Raw genomic sequence first — 14,920 nt, 5'->3', positions numbered from 1 at the left:
GACCGTGACGGTACCGACCGCCGCTCAGGCATGCGGCCCGACCGTGACCGTACCGACCGTCAGCTCCGCCGTCCCCTCCAGCACTTCGGCGACCCGCTCCACCTGGCGCTGAAGGTCACGGCGCGTCCGGGCGCCCTCCAGCGCCTTCCCCACCGGCTCGACCGTGACCGCGATCCGCTTCCCCGACCGCTTCTGGTGCCACACCCCGCGGACCTCTCCGTCGACGAGGACGACGGGGAAGTTCCCGGCCTGACCGCCTGCGAGCGCCCGCTCGCGGGCGGCGCCCGGGAAGAGCAGCTCGCGCGGCTGCGAGGCGATGGTGAACGCGTCGAAGTAGGGCAGCAGCCGCACCCCGCGCGGTGCCTCGTCGGCGAACCCGGTGTCCCCGGCCGCCACCCATGCCCGCTCACCCGCGAACGCGACCTCCTCGATCCGGCCGTCGGCCGCCGATGACGCGAAGACCCCGGCCGCCCAGGCGCGCGGAGCGGCGAGCCACTTCGCGAAGTGCGCGGGTGTGGCGGGCCCGTACGCCCGCAGATAGTGCTCCAGGAGGACCTCCAGCGCTGCCGGCCCCTCCATCGGGGTGACGCCGGGGTTCGTGCAGGTCGCCTTGCGCCCGCGGTTGGGGGCGAAGGCGAGCAGCCCGCGGTGCGCCGCCAGATGGGTCGCCTGGCGCCACCGGGGCCACTTGTCCTGGAAGGCCTCCATCACCCGATCGCCCGCCCACGGACCGGTGCGCTCGACGATCGCCTCGGTCAGCTCGTCGATCGTCAGCTCCGCGCCGGTGAGTGCGTCGCCGATGGCCGCCAGGACCTGCTCCGTCTGCTCGTCCGTCATCCGCACATCGGGCGGCATCGGGTTCGATCCGGTGGGGATCGCGGAGAGCGCCCCGGTCCACATCGGCATGTCCTCGGCCGCCAGCAGATGGACGGTGCCACGGGGTCCGTACGTCTTCACCAGACTGCGCTCCGTCCACAGCGCCTCGCGCACGCCCGTCCTGTTCGCGCCGCCGTCCAGGCGCAGCGCGACGGACAGCTCGGCGGCGGAGAGGACCTGCGCGTGTGCGCCGAGCATGGCGGCGGTGATCCGGGCGGGTGAGTCCTGGGCGGGGGTGACCAGGCCCTGGCGGCGGAGCCTGCGGGCGGAGGCCTCGGTCCATGTCACGTCGCGCGTCGTCATGACAGGACTGTAGGAGCCGTACAGGCCAGATCCTGTCCGCGTTCCGGACCGCGATCCGCGAACAGTGGTGTACTGGCGAAACGGTAAGTATCGAGCGTGTCGGAGGAGTTGCCGTGGCCAAGGCGAAGAGTGCGTACAGCTGCGGTCTCGATGCCGCCGTGGATGTCGTCGGCGGCAAGTGGAAGCCGCTCATCCTGTGGGCGCTGCACGACGGCACGCACCGCTTCGGGGAGCTGAAGCGCCATGTCGGCGGCGTCAGCGAGAAGATGCTCATCCAGCAGCTGCGCGAGCTGGAGGCGGACGGTGTGGTGCACCGCGAGGTCTACCGGGAGGTGCCGCCCCGGGTGGAGTACTCCCTCACCGAACTGGGGGAGGCGCTGAACACCGCGCTGCTGCCGCTCGGGGCGTGGGGCGACACCTTCATGGAGCAGATCATCGCCAACAAGACGAAGGAACCGTCGGCCTGACGGACCGGCTGACGGGCCTCCGTTCCCTACACGCCGTCACCGCGTCAACGGCGCGCCCGTACCCCGGGTCCCCCCTGAGGGGTACGACCCGGGATGCCCGAAGAGCCCAAAAGCCCCTGGTTTCCGGGCTCCCGGGCTACAAGGGGCCCTCCGTTCGCCGCATCCGTGGCGTAGTTCCGGCACGGCGTGGCACGCAGCATCACTTACGAAGGGTTATGGTGGAAACCCCCCCTCGGGCCGGTCCGTATCCCCCCCACGGACCGGCCCGTTTTCTGTCCCGGCGCGTGCGGCACCCGCAATTCCCGGCAGTGGGCGGCTTCCGCCCCCTCCCCGCCGGTGCACGGCCACCGCTTCCCCCGGCCTCACGCGGCGTCAGCCGTCAGCTGCGGCCCGCCCAGATGTTGGTGCCTTCGGTGTCGACCGCGTAGACATCGATCTCCCGCAGCTCCTCCTCACTCAGAGGCGCACCGGCCAGAGCCGCCACGTTCTCCTCGAGCTGCTTCACACTGGACGCGCCGATCAGGGCCGACGTCATCCGCGGATCCCGCAGCACCCAGCTGATGGCCAGCTGCGCCAGCGACTGACCGCGCCCGGCGGCGATGTCGTTCAGCCCGTTCAGCCGGCGCACGACCTCGTCGGAAAGAAGCTTCGGGTCCAGCGACTTGCCCTGGGTGGCCCGCGAGCCCTCGGGGATGCCCTTCAGGTACTTGCCCGTCAGCAGGCCCTGCGCGAGCGGCACGAAGGAGATGCAGCCCATGCCGGCGCTCTCCAGGGTGTCGAGCAGCCCGTCGTCCTCGATCCAGCGGTTGATCATCGAGTAGGAGGGCTGGTGGATCAGGGCGGGGACGCCCATCTCCTTCAGCAGCCGGGCCGCCTCGGCGGTCTGCTCCGCGGTGTAGGAGGAGACGCCCACGTACAGCGCCTTGCCCTGCTGCACGGCGGTCGCCAGCGCGCCCATCGTCTCCTCGAGAGGAGTGTTCGCGTCGAAGCGGTGCGAGTAGAAGATGTCGACGTAGTCGAGCCCCATGCGGTCCAGGGACGCGTCGAGCGAGGACAGCAGGTACTTGCGGGATCCCCACTCGCCGTACGGCCCCGGGTGCATGAGATAGCCGGCCTTGGTGGAAATGACCAGTTCGTCGCGGTAGGGCGCGAAGTCCTGCGCGAAGAGCTTGCCGAAGTTGAGCTCGGCGGAGCCGGGCGGCGGGCCGTAGTTGTTCGCCAGGTCGAAGTGCGTCACGCCGAGATCGAAGGCGCGGCGCAGGATGGAACGCTGCGAGTCGAGCGCGCGGTCGTCGCCGAAGTTGTGCCACAGGCCGAGCGAGAGCGCGGGGAGCTTCAGCCCCGACCGGCCGGAGCGGCGGTACTCCATCGAGTCGTAACGGTCGGGAGAAGCGAGGTACGGGGAGGTATGAGTCACGTATCCCTCCTTATCACGGACTTGTGACAGACCGGGTTGGGTGGCCGTGGCCCGTGCGCAGTACTGTTGCGGCTTCGGGGATTGCCGCCCGGCGGGGGCCGAGGCCGGTGCTGCGTTCACCCGGGGCACGGCGCCCGACGGCGGCCGCGCCACGGGCCGGGCCCCGGGTACAGGGCGGGTGAGCCCGACGGAACCGAGAGGTGGACTGGCGTGAACTTGCGTGACCTGGTGTACGGGCTCTACGCACGCCGGGTGGAGGGCCGACTCGACCACGCCCAGGTGCCCAAGCACATCGGCGTCATCCTGGACGGCAACCGTCGCTGGGCCAAGGCATCCGGCGGTACCGCCGAACAGGGTCACAAGGCCGGCGCCAGCAAGATCCAGGAGCTGCTGGGCTGGTGCGCCGAGACCGATGTCGAGGTCGTCACCCTGTGGCTGCTGTCCACGGACAATCTGGACCGCCCGGAGAAGGAGCTCGTCCCGCTCCTCGGCATCATCGAGAACGCGGTCCGCGACCTGGCGGCCGACGGCCGCTGGCGCGTGCACCACGTCGGCACGCTCGACCTGCTTCCCGCCCGCACCCAGTCCGTGCTGAAGGAGGCCGAGCAGGCCACCGACGGCATCGACGGAATACTGGTGAATGTCGCGGTCGGCTACGGCGGCCGGCAGGAGATCGCGGACGCGGTCCGCTCCCTCCTTCTGGAGCACGCCGACAAGGGCACCAGCTTCGAGGAGCTGGCCGAGATCGTCGATGTCGAACACATCTCCGAACATCTGTACACCCGCGGCCAGCCCGATCCCGACCTGGTCATCCGCACCAGCGGCGAGCAGCGGCTGTCCGGATTCATGCTCTGGCAGAGCGCCCACTCGGAGTACTACTTCTGCGAAGTCTTCTGGCCGGCGTTCCGCAAGGTGGACTTCCTGCGAGCCCTCCGTGACTACGCCGCGCGCCATCGCCGCTACGGAAACTGAGGTCCCCACGGGGCTCTCGCAGCGCTGATCACCCTCTGTTCACCCACACGTCGTCATATGCCATGGCATGGCTGCGCGTGTTCGAGGGAATATCCCTTCCAGGTCGACGTCCGATCCACGAACGTCGTATCTCAGTGAGCGGCCGAGACCGCTCACCCGGGAGGCCCTTTGCACACGAAGGAACGCACCCCCTGTGCGGACCGCGCGGAGGGCCGGTGCTCGGCCCGCGCATCGTGGCCAGAGCCCGGCCCAGTCGCCCGCGACGCCGTCGCAGCCCGACCTCGTCCGAGGGGGTACGTCCTTCCGTGGTGAACAGCACTAAGCGCCGCATGCCCGACAGGCGCACTTACGTTCTCGACACCAGCGTCCTGCTGGCCGACCCGAACGCCATGACCCGCTTCGACGAGCACGAAGTCGTGCTCCCGATCGTGGTCATCACGGAGCTGGAGGCAAAGAGGCACCATCCGGAACTCGGCTACTTCGCCCGTCAGGCCCTGCGCCTGCTGGACGACTTCCGAATCCGGTACGGACGCCTCGACGCCCCCATCCCCATGGGCGACCTCGGCGGCACGATCCGTGTCGAGCTCAACCACTCCGATCCCGGCGTCCTTCCGGCCGGCTTCCGATTGGGGGACAACGACTCACGGATCCTGGCGGTAGCGCGCAATCTCCAGGCCGAGGGGTACGACGTCACGGTCGTCTCCAAGGACCTGCCTCTGCGGATCAAGGCCTCCTCCGTCGGTCTGCTGGCCGAGGAGTACCGCGCCGAGCTCGCCATCACCGACTCCGGCTGGACCGGAATGGCGGAGATGTCGCTCTCGGCCGAACAGGTCGATCTGCTCTACAGCGAGGAGACGCTCTACGTCCCCGAGGCGGCCGAGCTGCCCGTCCACACCGGACTGGTCCTTCAGTCCGAGCGCGGCAAGGCGCTCGGCAGGATCACGGCCGAGGGCAACGTCCGGCTCGTGCGCGGTGACCGGGAGGCCTTCGGCATCCACGGCCGCAGCGCCGAGCAGCGCATCGCCCTCGATCTGCTCCTCGACCCGGACGTCGGCATCGTCTCGCTCGGCGGCCGGGCCGGCACCGGAAAGTCGGCGCTCGCGCTCTGCGCGGGACTCGAAGCGGTCCTGGAGCGCCGACAGCACCAGAAGGTGATGGTCTTCCGGCCGCTGTACGCGGTGGGCGGGCAGGAGCTCGGCTATCTCCCCGGCACCGAGGCCGAGAAGATGAGCCCTTGGGCGCAGGCCGTCTTCGACACGCTCTCCGCCGTGGCGGGCCGTGAAGTGATCGAGGAGGTCCTGGGGCGCGGCATGCTCGAGGTCTTGCCGCTCACCCACATCCGGGGCCGCTCGCTGCACGACGCGTTCGTCATCGTGGACGAGGCCCAGTCCCTCGAGCGGAACGTCCTGTTGACCGTTCTGTCCCGAATCGGGGCCGATTCCCGGGTTGTTCTCACGCACGACGTGGCACAACGGGACAATCTGCGCGTGGGGCGGTACGACGGAGTCGTCGCCGTGGTCGAGAAGTTGAAGGGCCATCCGCTGTTCGCGCACGTCACCCTCACCCGGTCCGAGCGGTCGCAGATCGCCGCGCTGGTGACCGAAATGCTCGAGGAAGGCCAGATCTAGCACCGAATAAGGCAGTTGGCGCCGCCCGGCAGACGCAAGAGCGTAGCCGGGCGGCGTCGTGCTGTGCGCCGCTTTCCGTAAAACTCCTGGGGCAAACGGCGTGTGAGCTTTCACACGCAACGAAGAATTGCCTTGCGGCGTCGGCTTCCGGCAGAGTCTTGCTTCCGTCAGGCCCCGCATACGACACACCCGCACCACCCGTGGTGCACCGCAACACACAACTCAAGACCTGCCGTCGTGTGCCGCCCGCGAGCTTCATGGGCTCTCCCGCAGGGGAGTTGCCCACCGGGCCAGCGCCTCCTGTGACCCCATGCAGTGAGGAGGCCAGCGCCAGGGGCACGATTCGTACGCGAGGTCACCCATGCGCGCGATGCTGGAAGGAAACCGTGTGAGCCGGATCTCGGTCCGGGGATTCGCCGTGGCGTCAGCCACCGCGGTCACCACCGTCGGAGCTGTAGTGGGCGTTGCCTCGGGCAACACCCAGCCCGCGGGCGACACGCTCGAGGCGACGGCCGCCGACGCGACTCTCCTCGCAGACATTCCCATGGGCCAGCAGGCCCAGGTTCAGGTCTCCTCCCTCGCGGAGCAGGCCGACGCCCAGGCCGCCGCCGCCGACGCGACGGCCAAGAAGTCCGCCGAGGAAGCTGCCCGCATCGAGGCCGCCAAGACCGCCAAGGCGAAGAAGGAAGCCGCCGAGGAGAAGGCCCAGGCCGAGCGCGAGAAGGAAGAGCGGGCCAACCGCGACTCCGTGCGCGACGCTTCGAGCTTCTCCGCGAAGGGCTCCTACTCCGTCGCCGAGGTCCAGGCGATCGCCCGGCAGATGGTCCCCGCCGACCAGTTCCAGTGCTTCAGCAACATCGTGGACCACGAGTCCACCTGGAACTACCGCGCGCAGAACCCCTCGTCCGGTGCGTACGGTCTCGTCCAGGCCCTGCCCGGCTCGAAGATGTCCTCGGCCGGCGCCGACTGGCAGACCAACCCGGCCACCCAGATCAAGTGGGGCCTCAACTACATGAACGAGCGCTACGACAGCCCCTGCGGCGCGTGGTCGTTCTGGCAGGCCAACAACTGGTACTAGAGCCGTCGCTCAACTTCACGCGGCCCCTCACCGTCCTACGGTGAGGGGTTTCGTGCGTGTACCGTCGTCCGGGATGCGTGGGGGGAGCAGTGGGGGGAAGAGAGAAGATCATGTCAAGACTGCCAGGCTGGCTCGCGGGGCTGGGCGCCGGAATCACCCGTGCGTCACAGCGGCTGGACGAGCGCCGCAAGGAAGCAGCGGCCGGTGACCTCGCCGACGAGGTCGTCGTGCCCACCCCCCGCCCCGAGCGGATCCCGGCGCCGCCCTCGTACGCCCCGGCGGTCGCGGCCAAGCCCGACCCCGTCTCCGCCATCCCGTGGGGCATGCGCGTCGCGGCCGAGGCCGGCTGGCGGCTCCTCGTACTCGCGGGCACGCTCTGGGTGTTGATGAGGATCATCAGCGCCGTCCAGCTGGTGGTGCTCGCCTTCGTCGCGGCACTGCTCGTCACCGCGATGCTCCAGCCCACCGTGGCCCGGCTGCGCCGGCTCGGTCTGCCGCGCGGGCTCGCCACCGCGGTCACCGCGATCGCCGGGTTCGTCATCATGGGCCTGGTCGGCTGGTTCGTGGTGTGGCAGGTCATGGACAACCTCGACAACCTCTCCGACCGTGTCCGGGACGGCATCGAGGAGCTCAAGCGCTGGCTGCTGGACAGCCCGTTCCATGTCACCGAGTCGCAGATCAACGACATCGCCAAGAACCTCAGCGACACGATCGGCACCAACACCGAGGAGATAACGTCCGCCGGCCTTCAGGGCGTGACGGTGATGGTGGAGATCCTCACCGGCATCCTGCTGGCGATGTTCTCCACGCTCTTCCTGCTCTACGACGGGAAGCGCATCTGGCAGTGGACGCTGAAGCTGGTCCCGGCGCAGGCCCGCGAGGGAGTCGCCGGAGCCGGGCCGCGGGCATGGCGCACTCTGACCGCGTATGTGCGCGGCACGGTGATAGTCGCCCTGATCGACGCGATATTCATCGGTATCGGCATCTATTTCCTCGATGTCCCGATGGCCGTGCCGCTCGCCGTGTTCATCTTCCTGTTCGCCTTCATCCCGCTCGTCGGCGCGGTCATCTCGGGCGCTCTGGCGGTCGTCGTCGCGCTCGTCACCCAGGGCGTGTTCACCGCCCTGATGGTGCTGATCGTCGTCCTGGCCGTGCAGCAGATCGAGGGGCACGTACTGCAGCCCTTCATCCTGGGACGCGCGGTCCGGGTGCATCCCCTCGCCGTCGTCCTCGCGGTCGCGGCCGGCGGCCTGACCGCCGGCATCGGCGGAGCGGTGGTCGCGGTGCCGCTGGTGGCCGTGACCAACACCGTCGTCGGCTATCTGCGGGTGTACAGCCAGGAACAGGCCCTGCTCGCCACGTCCGCGCCGCACGACGCGGCGGTCGTCGAGGTGGCGCCCGGCGCCGTGGCCGTTCCCGAGGGGACGCCGGAGCCGCAGGAGCGCGAGTGATCTCCGAGCCGGAACTGGTCGGTGACGAGGAGCCGTTCGGCGAGCCGGAGATCCCCGGTCAGCGGAAGGACGACGCGGGGGACCGGGACGCCGCCGCGGAGACCGTCTCGGCGGCGGACGAGTCGTGGTTCCGGCGCCCGCCCCCGCAGGCCTGGCGGTGGGCCCTCGGTGGCGCGCTGGTGGCCTCGGCGGTGTGGGCGGCCGGTCTGTACGTCCACGAGAGCCGGGGCCCGGACATGGGCGCCTACCGCGAGAGCCGCAACCTCTGCCTCGACACGGAGGTGAAGGCACTGTCCACCACCCTGGGCAAGGTGGACTCCCCGCGGCCGTCCGGGCGCGAGCACGCGGCCCGGGACATGGCGACCTGCTGGATCCACCTGGTGGACTCCGCCGCGAAGGAGGCGGACCAGCACACGCCCACGACGGTGTTCGTCACATACGCGCTGCACAAGAAGACGGACCCGGGGCCGGAGTTCGAGGCCGACGTGGGCACGGACATGTTCTTCGGTGACACCGAGATCGCCATGGAGCGGGTCGACGGGCTGGGCGAACGCGCCTACTTCGTGCGGTCCGGCGGTTCCGGCATTCCGGGCCTGCATGTCCTGGACGGGCAGGCCGTCCTCACCATGACCGTGTCGCCCGGCGCCCTGTCCGGAGCGGACAGCGACGTCACCCCGGCCGACGCGTCGGAGATCAGGCCCTTCATGGTCGAGGACATGCGGGCGCTGATGGCGAAGCTCCGGAGCTGACCGGGCGGAACCGGGAAAGCCCCGAGCCATGACAGACGAGAAGGGCCCCTGCCGGTCCGATGCCGGCAGAGGCCCTTCTCGTACATCCGTTGTCCCTCGGCTGCTCGCCTACTCGGCGAGGACGGCCTCGGCGTCCAGCGTCGTCCCGACCGCCTGGATCACCGCGGCGATCTTGAAGGCTTCCTGGACCGTCTCGCGGTCCACGCCCGCCTTGCGCAGCACCTGCTCGTGCGAGTCCAGGCACTGGCCGCAGCCGTTGACGGCGGAGACGGCGAGCGACCACAGCTCGAAGTCGACCTTCTCCACACCCGGGTTGCCGATGACGTTCATCCGCAGGCCCGCGCGCAGCGTCCCGTACTCCGGGTCCGACAGCAGGTGCCGGGTCCGGTAGAAGACGTTGTTCATCGCCATGATTGCGGCGGCGGACTTGGCGGCGGTGTACGCCTCGGGGGAGAGGTTCTCCCGGGCCTCCGGCTCCAGCTCGCGCAGCACCTTCGGCGAGCGCGAGGCGATCGCGCAGGCCAGCACGGTGCCCCACAGCTGCTGCTGCGGGAGGTCGCTGTTGCCGATGACCGAACCGAGGTTCAGCTTCAGGTCCTTGGCGTAGTCCGGCAGTGCGGACTTGAGCTCATCGAGTGCCATGATCACTCACCGGCCAGCAGCTTGACCGGGTCGAGGGTCTCGTCGCCGGACTTCCAGTTGCAGGGGCACAGCTCGTCGGTCTGCAGGGCGTCGAGCACCCGCAGGACCTCCTTGGGGTTACGGCCGACGGAGCCGGCGGTCACCATCGTGAACTGGATCTCGTTGTTCGGGTCGACGATGAAGACGGCGCGCTGGGCGAAGCCGTCCTCGCCCTCGATGCCGAGGTCGCGCATCAGCTCGTGCTTGGAGTCGGCCATCATCGGGAAGGGCAGGTCACGCAGATCGGCGTGGTCCTTGCGCCAGGTGTGGTGGACGAACTCGGAGTCACCGGAGAAGCCGAGAATCTGAGCGTCGCGGTCGGCGAACTCGTCGTTCAGCTTGCCGAAGGCGGCGATCTCGGTGGGGCAGACGAAGGTGAAGTCCTTGGGCCACGCGAAGACGACCTTCCACTTGCCCTCGTAGGACTTGTGGTTGATCACCTCGAACTCCTTGCCGGTCTCCAGCGAGACGCAGGAGGTGAGTTCGTACGTGGGGAACTGGTCACCGACAGTGAGCACGCGCTCTCCTTGCAAAACATGGAATTCCCTTTTGGGGCATTCCAGGGGGTTGGACGGATCTTGATCCTGGCACAGAGTGCATTGATCAAAGAAATAGCTAGACTCGGTCGCCGCGATCGGAGGTAGCTATCAGTGGGTGGCATGAACAGGGGCAAACAGCCGAGCCTTGCACAGCTGCGGGCCTTCGCGGCCGTGGCCGAGCATCTGCACTTCCGGGACGCGGCGGCATCAATCGGGATGAGTCAGCCGGCACTCTCCGGGGCCGTCTCCGCGCTGGAGGTGGCACTGGGTGTCCAGCTCGTCGAGCGCACGACCCGCAAGGTGCTGCTGTCGTCCGCCGGCGAGCGGCTCGCCGCCCGGACCCGGGCGGTGCTGGACGCGGTCGGTGAGCTGATGGAGGAGGCCGAAGCGGTACGGGCGCCGTTCACCGGAGTGCTCCGGCTCGGCGTGATCCCCACGGTCGCGCCCTATCTGCTGCCGAACGTCCTGCGCCTGGTGCACGACAAGTACCCCGCGCTGGACCTCCAGGTCCACGAGGAGCAGACCACCTCGCTGCTGGAGGGTCTGGCGGCGGGCCGGCTCGATCTGCTGCTGCTCGCGGTCCCCCTCGGCGTCCCCGGCATCGAGGAACTCCCGCTGTTCGACGAGGACTTCGTCCTCGTCACCCCGGAGGACCACTGGCTCGGAGGCCGCCAGGACATACCGCGCGAGGCGCTGCGCGAACTCCCGCTGCTTCTGCTCGACGAGGGCCACTGTCTGCGCGACCAGGCCCTCGACATCTGCAGGGAGGCCGGCCGCAGGGACGGCACACCGGTGACGACCACCGCCGCCGGGCTCTCCACCCTGGTGCAGCTGGTCGCCGGCGGACTCGGCGTGACCCTGCTGCCGCGTACGGCGGTCGACGTGGAGACCGGCCGCGGCGGTCTCCAGACGGGGTGGTTCGCCGACCCCGCCCCCGCACGCCGCATCGCCCTGGCGATGCGCTCGGGAGCGGCACGCCAGGGCGAGTTCGCGGAGTTCGCACAGGCGCTGCGGGACGCGATGCGCTCCCTGCCCGTACGGGTTCTCGGCTGACTACTCCGTACGCAGCCCGTCGGGGCGCATCAGGCGCCACAGCACGGGCAGGCTGAGAAGCGTCACCAGCAGGATCAACGCGGCGCCGACGGCGTTGACCGGCAGGAACGCCCACCAGTCCTCGACCTGCTTGTCCACCATCCTCAGCAGCACCAGACCGAGGCCCACCCCGCCGCCGGTCGCCAGGGTCAGGCCCAGCACGATCGGCACGGCCGTCTGCCACAGCACCGACCAGCTCAGTGTGGCGCGCCGGGTGCCGAAGGCGACCAGCACCGACAGCAGCCGCTTGCGGTCGCGCAGTTGCTCCAGCGTGGAGACGAGCATGGACGCGGCGATCAGCAGCATCGTGGCGGTCGCTCCGACGAACAGCCCGGTGCGGACGCTGGAGTACTGACTGTCGCGCTCGAAGTTCTGCAGCGTGTTGACGGACGTCAGCGGGTCGATGGCGGCGGCCGTGTTGCGGGCGTACTCGGCCGCGTCCGGCACCGCCGGATCGAGCTTGATCATCGTCCTGGCCTCGGGAGACATCAGCGCCTTGACGTCGATCGCCGACGGTGTGGCCATGATGCCGAAGGCCAGGTCCCCCATCGGATCGGGGCGCGAATCCACCGTGCGGGCCGATTCCGGTACCCGCCACAGGGCGGGCGCGGGGCGTGTGGTCCTCCCCTGGCTCCACTGCTCCGGATGGAGGTTGACCTGGGCGCCCGCCCGAGCGGTCTTGGCGAGGTAGTCGTCGGGCGGTCCCTCACCCTTGGGCGTCCGGACGATGAAGACATCGCCGTCCCGGCAGGAGGAGATCTTCGCCAGCTCCTGCAGGGAGGGGCAGTCGCCGACGGTCAGCTGGGTGGTGGGGATGAAGTCCTCACCCGCACGCTGCGGCCCCGGCCGCTCGACGCCCGCCTCGATGAACCCGACCACGCCGAGGACGCCCTTGGTCCGCGCGTACTCGTCGATCATGCCGCGGGCCAGGGTGCCGTTCTTGGCCGGCACCCTCGTCTCCAGCTGCGCGCGGGCCGAGTCCATCCCGGTCGGTCGCATGAAGTCGTCCTGCACGGCGGTCAGCAGCATCTGGAGCGCGATCGCACCCGCCGCCGCGACCACGATGCCGCTCACCGCCCTGGCCGCCGTGCCGCTGCTCAACTGGAGCCTGCGCACGGCCAGTTGCCAGGCCACCGGTCCGCCCCGGAGCCGGCCGACGACCGCCTCCACCAGCCACGGGAGCAGCGAGGTGGTGCCGATCAGCACCAGCATGGCGCCGGCGGCGATCTGGTAGGTGGCGATGCCGGTCTCCTCCATGCCGATGCTCCCCGACTGGGGCAGCAGCAGCGCGACACCGACGGCCGGGAGCAGCAGACGCCACCACAGCCGGCGCCGCCGCGGAGCCGCGTCGCGGACGACGCCGAGCGGCTCGATGGACACACGGCGCAGCGCGGAGAGGGTGACACCGATCGCGGAGGCGGGCACCGCGATGAGGATCAGTACGGTCAGCCAGAGGCTCGGGACGATGTCGGAGGGGAAGGCGTTGACATCCCAGACGGTCACCGAACCGGCGAGCTGCCGCAGCCATGCGAAGAGCGCGGCGCCGGTGGCGAGACCCAGCAGCGCTCCGCCCAGGGACTCGCCCGCCGCGATGCGCCGGGTCATGGCCTGGTCCGCACCGACCAGGCGCAGAGCGGCCAGCCGGCGGTCACGCTGCTCGCCGCCGAAGCGCACGGCGGTGGCGATGAACACGGCGACGGGCAGGATCAGGGCGACGCAGATCATCACGACGATGAGCAGCAGCACCGCGTTCAGCGGATCGCCGGGGCTCGCGTCGCCGTAGTGGTCCGCCCGGCCCTCCGCGCCGGTCTCCAGGCTGACGGGACTGCCGGCGTAGTAGAGGAGCTCGGCCCGCCCGGTCAGCCCTTCCTTGCCGATGGTCGCTCCGACCTTGTACGGCAAGCGGTCCTTCAGCAGGGAGCCGCCCGGGGAGTCGAGCAGTTCGGCCAGCGCGGGGGAGACGGCCATCTCGCCGGGAGCGGGGAGTTCCGTGAGGCCCGCAGGTGCGGGGGCGTCGCCGCCGTCGGGACGGATCACGAGGCCGTTGACGGTGTCACCGCGGTACAGCGTGCTGGTCCGGTTGAAGAGGAAGGAGCTGCTCGACCGCTGCGCCTCGTCGAGGCTCACCGCGCGGGCGATCGCGCGGTCGTCACGCGTCTGCAGAAGGCCCGGCACGGACGCGGCGAACAGCAGCATGGCGACGCCGAGTCCGACGCCCAGTGCGGTGAGGGCGGTTCGGGTCCAGCCGGGCCGCCCGCCGGTGACGGCGAACCGGAGACCCAGCGTCAGGTCCCGTATCCAGGGGGAGCCGCGGTTCATCAGACGCCCGCCATGTCGCGGACCCTGCCGTCGCGGACGACGACCTCGCGGTCGGAGTAGGCGGCGACCCGGGCCTCGTGGGTGACGAGGACGACCGCGGTGCTCGACTCGCGGGCCGCGTCGGTCAGCAGTTGCATCACCCGCTCGCCGTTCAGCGAGTCCAGCGCGCCGGTCGGCTCGTCGGCGAACAGCACGCGTGGCGATGTGACCAGGGCACGGGCCACGGCGACCCGCTGGCCCTGACCGCCCGACACCTCGCCGGGCCGCGCGCCGCTCACGTCGGCGATCTCCAGGCGCTCCATCCACTCCGCGGCGGTGCGCTCCGCGGCCTTGCGCCGCGTGCCGCTGAGCCGCAGGGGCAGGGCCACGTTCTCCAGGCAGGTCAACTCCGGTACGAGCTGCCCGAACTGGAACACGAAGCCGAACTCGGTACGCCGCAGTGTGCTGCGCTGCGCGTCCGACATCGCGGTGAGGTCGCGCCCGCCGTAGCGGATGGAGCCCGAGTCGGGCGGAACGATCCCGGCCAGACAGTGCAGCAGCGTCGACTTGCCGGAGCCGGAGGGACCCATCACGGCGACGACCTCACCGGGGTGGATGGAGAACGAGGCCCCGGCGAGGGCCGGGGTCGAGCCGTACGCCTTGTGCAGGTCATCGGCCACGAGCAGGGAGCCGGCCGGGGTCATGCGCCGACCTCCTTCGCGAGCTGCCCGAGCCGGGCGGCGGTCAGTTCGAGCCAGCGCAGATCGGCTTCGAGGTGGAAGAGGGCGTGATCGCAGATGAGCTGGTCGGCGAGGTCGCCGCGGCGCTTGCGGTCGGTGAGGACACGCATCAGCCGCAGATGCTCGGCGCGCTGCCTGTCGAGCAGATCGGCCGCGCTGCGGCCGGTGAGCAGGGCGAGGACGACCTTGGTGTACAGGGTCGACTGGAGATACGGCTCCGGCTTCTCCGGCTCGGCGAGCCACTGCGAGACGTCGGTGATCCCGGCGTCGGTGATGGCGTAGCGCTTGCGCTCGGGCCCGCCGCCCGCCTCGACCCCGTCGACCTCGACGAGTCCGTTCTTCAGGAGCCGGGACATGGTCGAGTAGACCTGCCCGTAGTGCAGGGGCCTGTCGTGGCCGAACTTCTCGTCGAAGGCGCGCTTGAGGTCGTAGCCGTGGCGCGGGCCGGACTCGAGGAGTCCGAGGAGGGTGTGACCGATGGACATGCGGAGCACTCTACACACAGCGTATACATGGTGTGTATAGCCGGGGTGTAGAGCCATGTGAGGGACCTGTGGGGGAGAGGGGGGCCTTGCTTCCTGCGCGCGGCAGGCGACCCGTCCCCAGTGCCACGAAGGAGCGGACCCGCG

General features: G+C 70.0%; 14 protein-coding genes. 7 read left to right on the top strand and 7 right to left on the bottom strand.

The window, feature by feature from the left end; genetic code table 11:
• Positions 1 to 24: 24 nt before the first annotated feature.
• The gene (locus RPQ07_RS13450) at positions 25 to 1,179 is read right to left on the bottom strand and encodes a winged helix DNA-binding domain-containing protein (protein WP_313944371.1); all 1,155 of its coding nucleotides are present in this window, start codon (positions 1,177 to 1,179) and stop codon (positions 25 to 27) included.
• Between the two features lie 113 nt (positions 1,180 to 1,292).
• On the opposite strand from RPQ07_RS13450, the gene RPQ07_RS13445 reads away from it, so the two are divergent.
• Complete coding sequence (locus RPQ07_RS13445) at positions 1,293 to 1,646, top strand: helix-turn-helix domain-containing protein (RefSeq protein WP_313944370.1); 354 nt, start codon at positions 1,293 to 1,295, stop codon at positions 1,644 to 1,646.
• Between the two features lie 379 nt (positions 1,647 to 2,025).
• Here RPQ07_RS13445 and mgrA read toward each other — a convergent pair whose 3' ends face one another.
• Positions 2,026 to 3,063, bottom strand: a complete 1,038-nt coding sequence (gene mgrA, locus RPQ07_RS13440; RefSeq protein ID WP_313944369.1) for an L-glyceraldehyde 3-phosphate reductase — start codon at positions 3,061 to 3,063, stop codon at positions 2,026 to 2,028.
• 210 nt (positions 3,064 to 3,273) lie between these two features.
• Between mgrA and RPQ07_RS13435 the strand changes: the two genes are divergently transcribed.
• From RPQ07_RS13435 to RPQ07_RS13415, 5 genes are all read left to right on the top strand, one after another.
• Positions 3,274 to 4,035 carry an isoprenyl transferase gene (locus tag RPQ07_RS13435; protein ID WP_313944368.1) on the top strand — a complete coding sequence of 254 codons (762 nt, stop codon included), beginning with the start codon at positions 3,274 to 3,276 and terminating at the stop codon, positions 4,033 to 4,035.
• 305 nt (positions 4,036 to 4,340) lie between these two features.
• The gene (locus RPQ07_RS13430; protein ID WP_313944367.1) at positions 4,341 to 5,663 is read left to right on the top strand and encodes a PhoH family protein; all 1,323 of its coding nucleotides are present in this window, start codon (positions 4,341 to 4,343) and stop codon (positions 5,661 to 5,663) included.
• Between the two features lie 388 nt (positions 5,664 to 6,051).
• The gene (locus RPQ07_RS13425; RefSeq protein ID WP_313944366.1) at positions 6,052 to 6,741 is read left to right on the top strand and encodes a transglycosylase SLT domain-containing protein; all 690 of its coding nucleotides are present in this window, start codon (positions 6,052 to 6,054) and stop codon (positions 6,739 to 6,741) included.
• Positions 6,742 to 6,851: 110 nt separating this feature from the next.
• Complete coding sequence (locus tag RPQ07_RS13420) at positions 6,852 to 8,192, top strand: AI-2E family transporter (RefSeq protein WP_313944365.1); 1,341 nt, start codon at positions 6,852 to 6,854, stop codon at positions 8,190 to 8,192.
• Complete coding sequence (locus tag RPQ07_RS13415; RefSeq protein WP_313944364.1) at positions 8,189 to 8,941, top strand: hypothetical protein; 753 nt, start codon at positions 8,189 to 8,191, stop codon at positions 8,939 to 8,941. The genes RPQ07_RS13420 and RPQ07_RS13415 overlap by 4 nt, the downstream gene beginning before the upstream one ends.
• Positions 8,942 to 9,049: 108 nt before the next feature.
• Here the strand turns inward: RPQ07_RS13415 and RPQ07_RS13410 are convergent, their stop codons facing one another.
• Complete coding sequence (locus RPQ07_RS13410; RefSeq protein ID WP_313944363.1) at positions 9,050 to 9,583, bottom strand: alkyl hydroperoxide reductase; 534 nt, start codon at positions 9,581 to 9,583, stop codon at positions 9,050 to 9,052.
• Positions 9,584 to 9,585: 2 nt separating this feature from the next.
• Positions 9,586 to 10,140 carry a peroxiredoxin gene (locus RPQ07_RS13405; RefSeq protein ID WP_313944362.1) on the bottom strand — a complete coding sequence of 185 codons (555 nt, stop codon included), beginning with the start codon at positions 10,138 to 10,140 and terminating at the stop codon, positions 9,586 to 9,588.
• A gap of 141 nt (positions 10,141 to 10,281) precedes the next feature.
• On the opposite strand from RPQ07_RS13405, the gene RPQ07_RS13400 reads away from it, so the two are divergent.
• Complete coding sequence (locus RPQ07_RS13400; RefSeq protein WP_313944361.1) at positions 10,282 to 11,214, top strand: LysR substrate-binding domain-containing protein; 933 nt, start codon at positions 10,282 to 10,284, stop codon at positions 11,212 to 11,214.
• On the opposite strand, the gene RPQ07_RS13395 is transcribed toward RPQ07_RS13400, so the two are convergent.
• The 3 genes from RPQ07_RS13395 to RPQ07_RS13385 are packed head-to-tail and all read right to left on the bottom strand — an operon-like array spanning position 11,215 to position 14,776.
• A complete protein-coding gene (locus RPQ07_RS13395; protein ID WP_313944360.1) occupies positions 11,215 to 13,572 on the bottom strand; it encodes an FtsX-like permease family protein in 2,358 nt (785 codons plus the stop codon).
• Positions 13,572 to 14,255 carry an ABC transporter ATP-binding protein gene (locus RPQ07_RS13390; protein ID WP_313944359.1) on the bottom strand — a complete coding sequence of 228 codons (684 nt, stop codon included), beginning with the start codon at positions 14,253 to 14,255 and terminating at the stop codon, positions 13,572 to 13,574. Before RPQ07_RS13390 ends, RPQ07_RS13395 begins: the two co-directional genes overlap by 1 nt.
• Positions 14,252 to 14,776, bottom strand: a complete 525-nt coding sequence (locus RPQ07_RS13385) for a PadR family transcriptional regulator (protein WP_313944358.1) — start codon at positions 14,774 to 14,776, stop codon at positions 14,252 to 14,254. The genes RPQ07_RS13390 and RPQ07_RS13385 overlap by 4 nt, the downstream gene beginning before the upstream one ends.
• Positions 14,777 to 14,920 lie beyond the last annotated feature (144 nt).

Source organism: Streptomyces sp. AM8-1-1 (genome assembly GCF_032229325.1).
GTDB lineage: Bacteria > Actinomycetota > Actinomycetes > Streptomycetales > Streptomycetaceae > Streptomyces > Streptomyces achmelvichensis.
Note: the sequence above shows the minus strand (reverse complement) of the source record. Positions and strands in the feature narration are given on the sequence as shown.

What these genes read in the sequence shown, in the direction of transcription:
- RPQ07_RS13390 (WP_313944359.1), bottom strand. Translation starts at nt 14,255, where the DNA reads ATGACCCCGGCCGGCTCCCTGCTCGTGGCCGATGACCTGCACAAGGCG.
- RPQ07_RS13450 (WP_313944371.1), bottom strand. Translation starts at nt 1,179, where the DNA reads ATGACGACGCGCGACGTGACATGGACCGAGGCCTCCGCCCGCAGGCTC.
- RPQ07_RS13385 (WP_313944358.1), bottom strand. Translation starts at nt 14,776, where the DNA reads ATGTCCATCGGTCACACCCTCCTCGGACTCCTCGAGTCCGGCCCGCGC.
- RPQ07_RS13410 (WP_313944363.1), bottom strand. Translation starts at nt 9,583, where the DNA reads ATGGCACTCGATGAGCTCAAGTCCGCACTGCCGGACTACGCCAAGGAC.
- RPQ07_RS13420 (WP_313944365.1), top strand. Translation starts at nt 6,852, where the DNA reads ATGTCAAGACTGCCAGGCTGGCTCGCGGGGCTGGGCGCCGGAATCACC.
- RPQ07_RS13395 (WP_313944360.1), bottom strand. Translation starts at nt 13,572, where the DNA reads ATGAACCGCGGCTCCCCCTGGATACGGGACCTGACGCTGGGTCTCCGG.
- RPQ07_RS13400 (WP_313944361.1), top strand. Translation starts at nt 10,282, where the DNA reads ATGAACAGGGGCAAACAGCCGAGCCTTGCACAGCTGCGGGCCTTCGCG.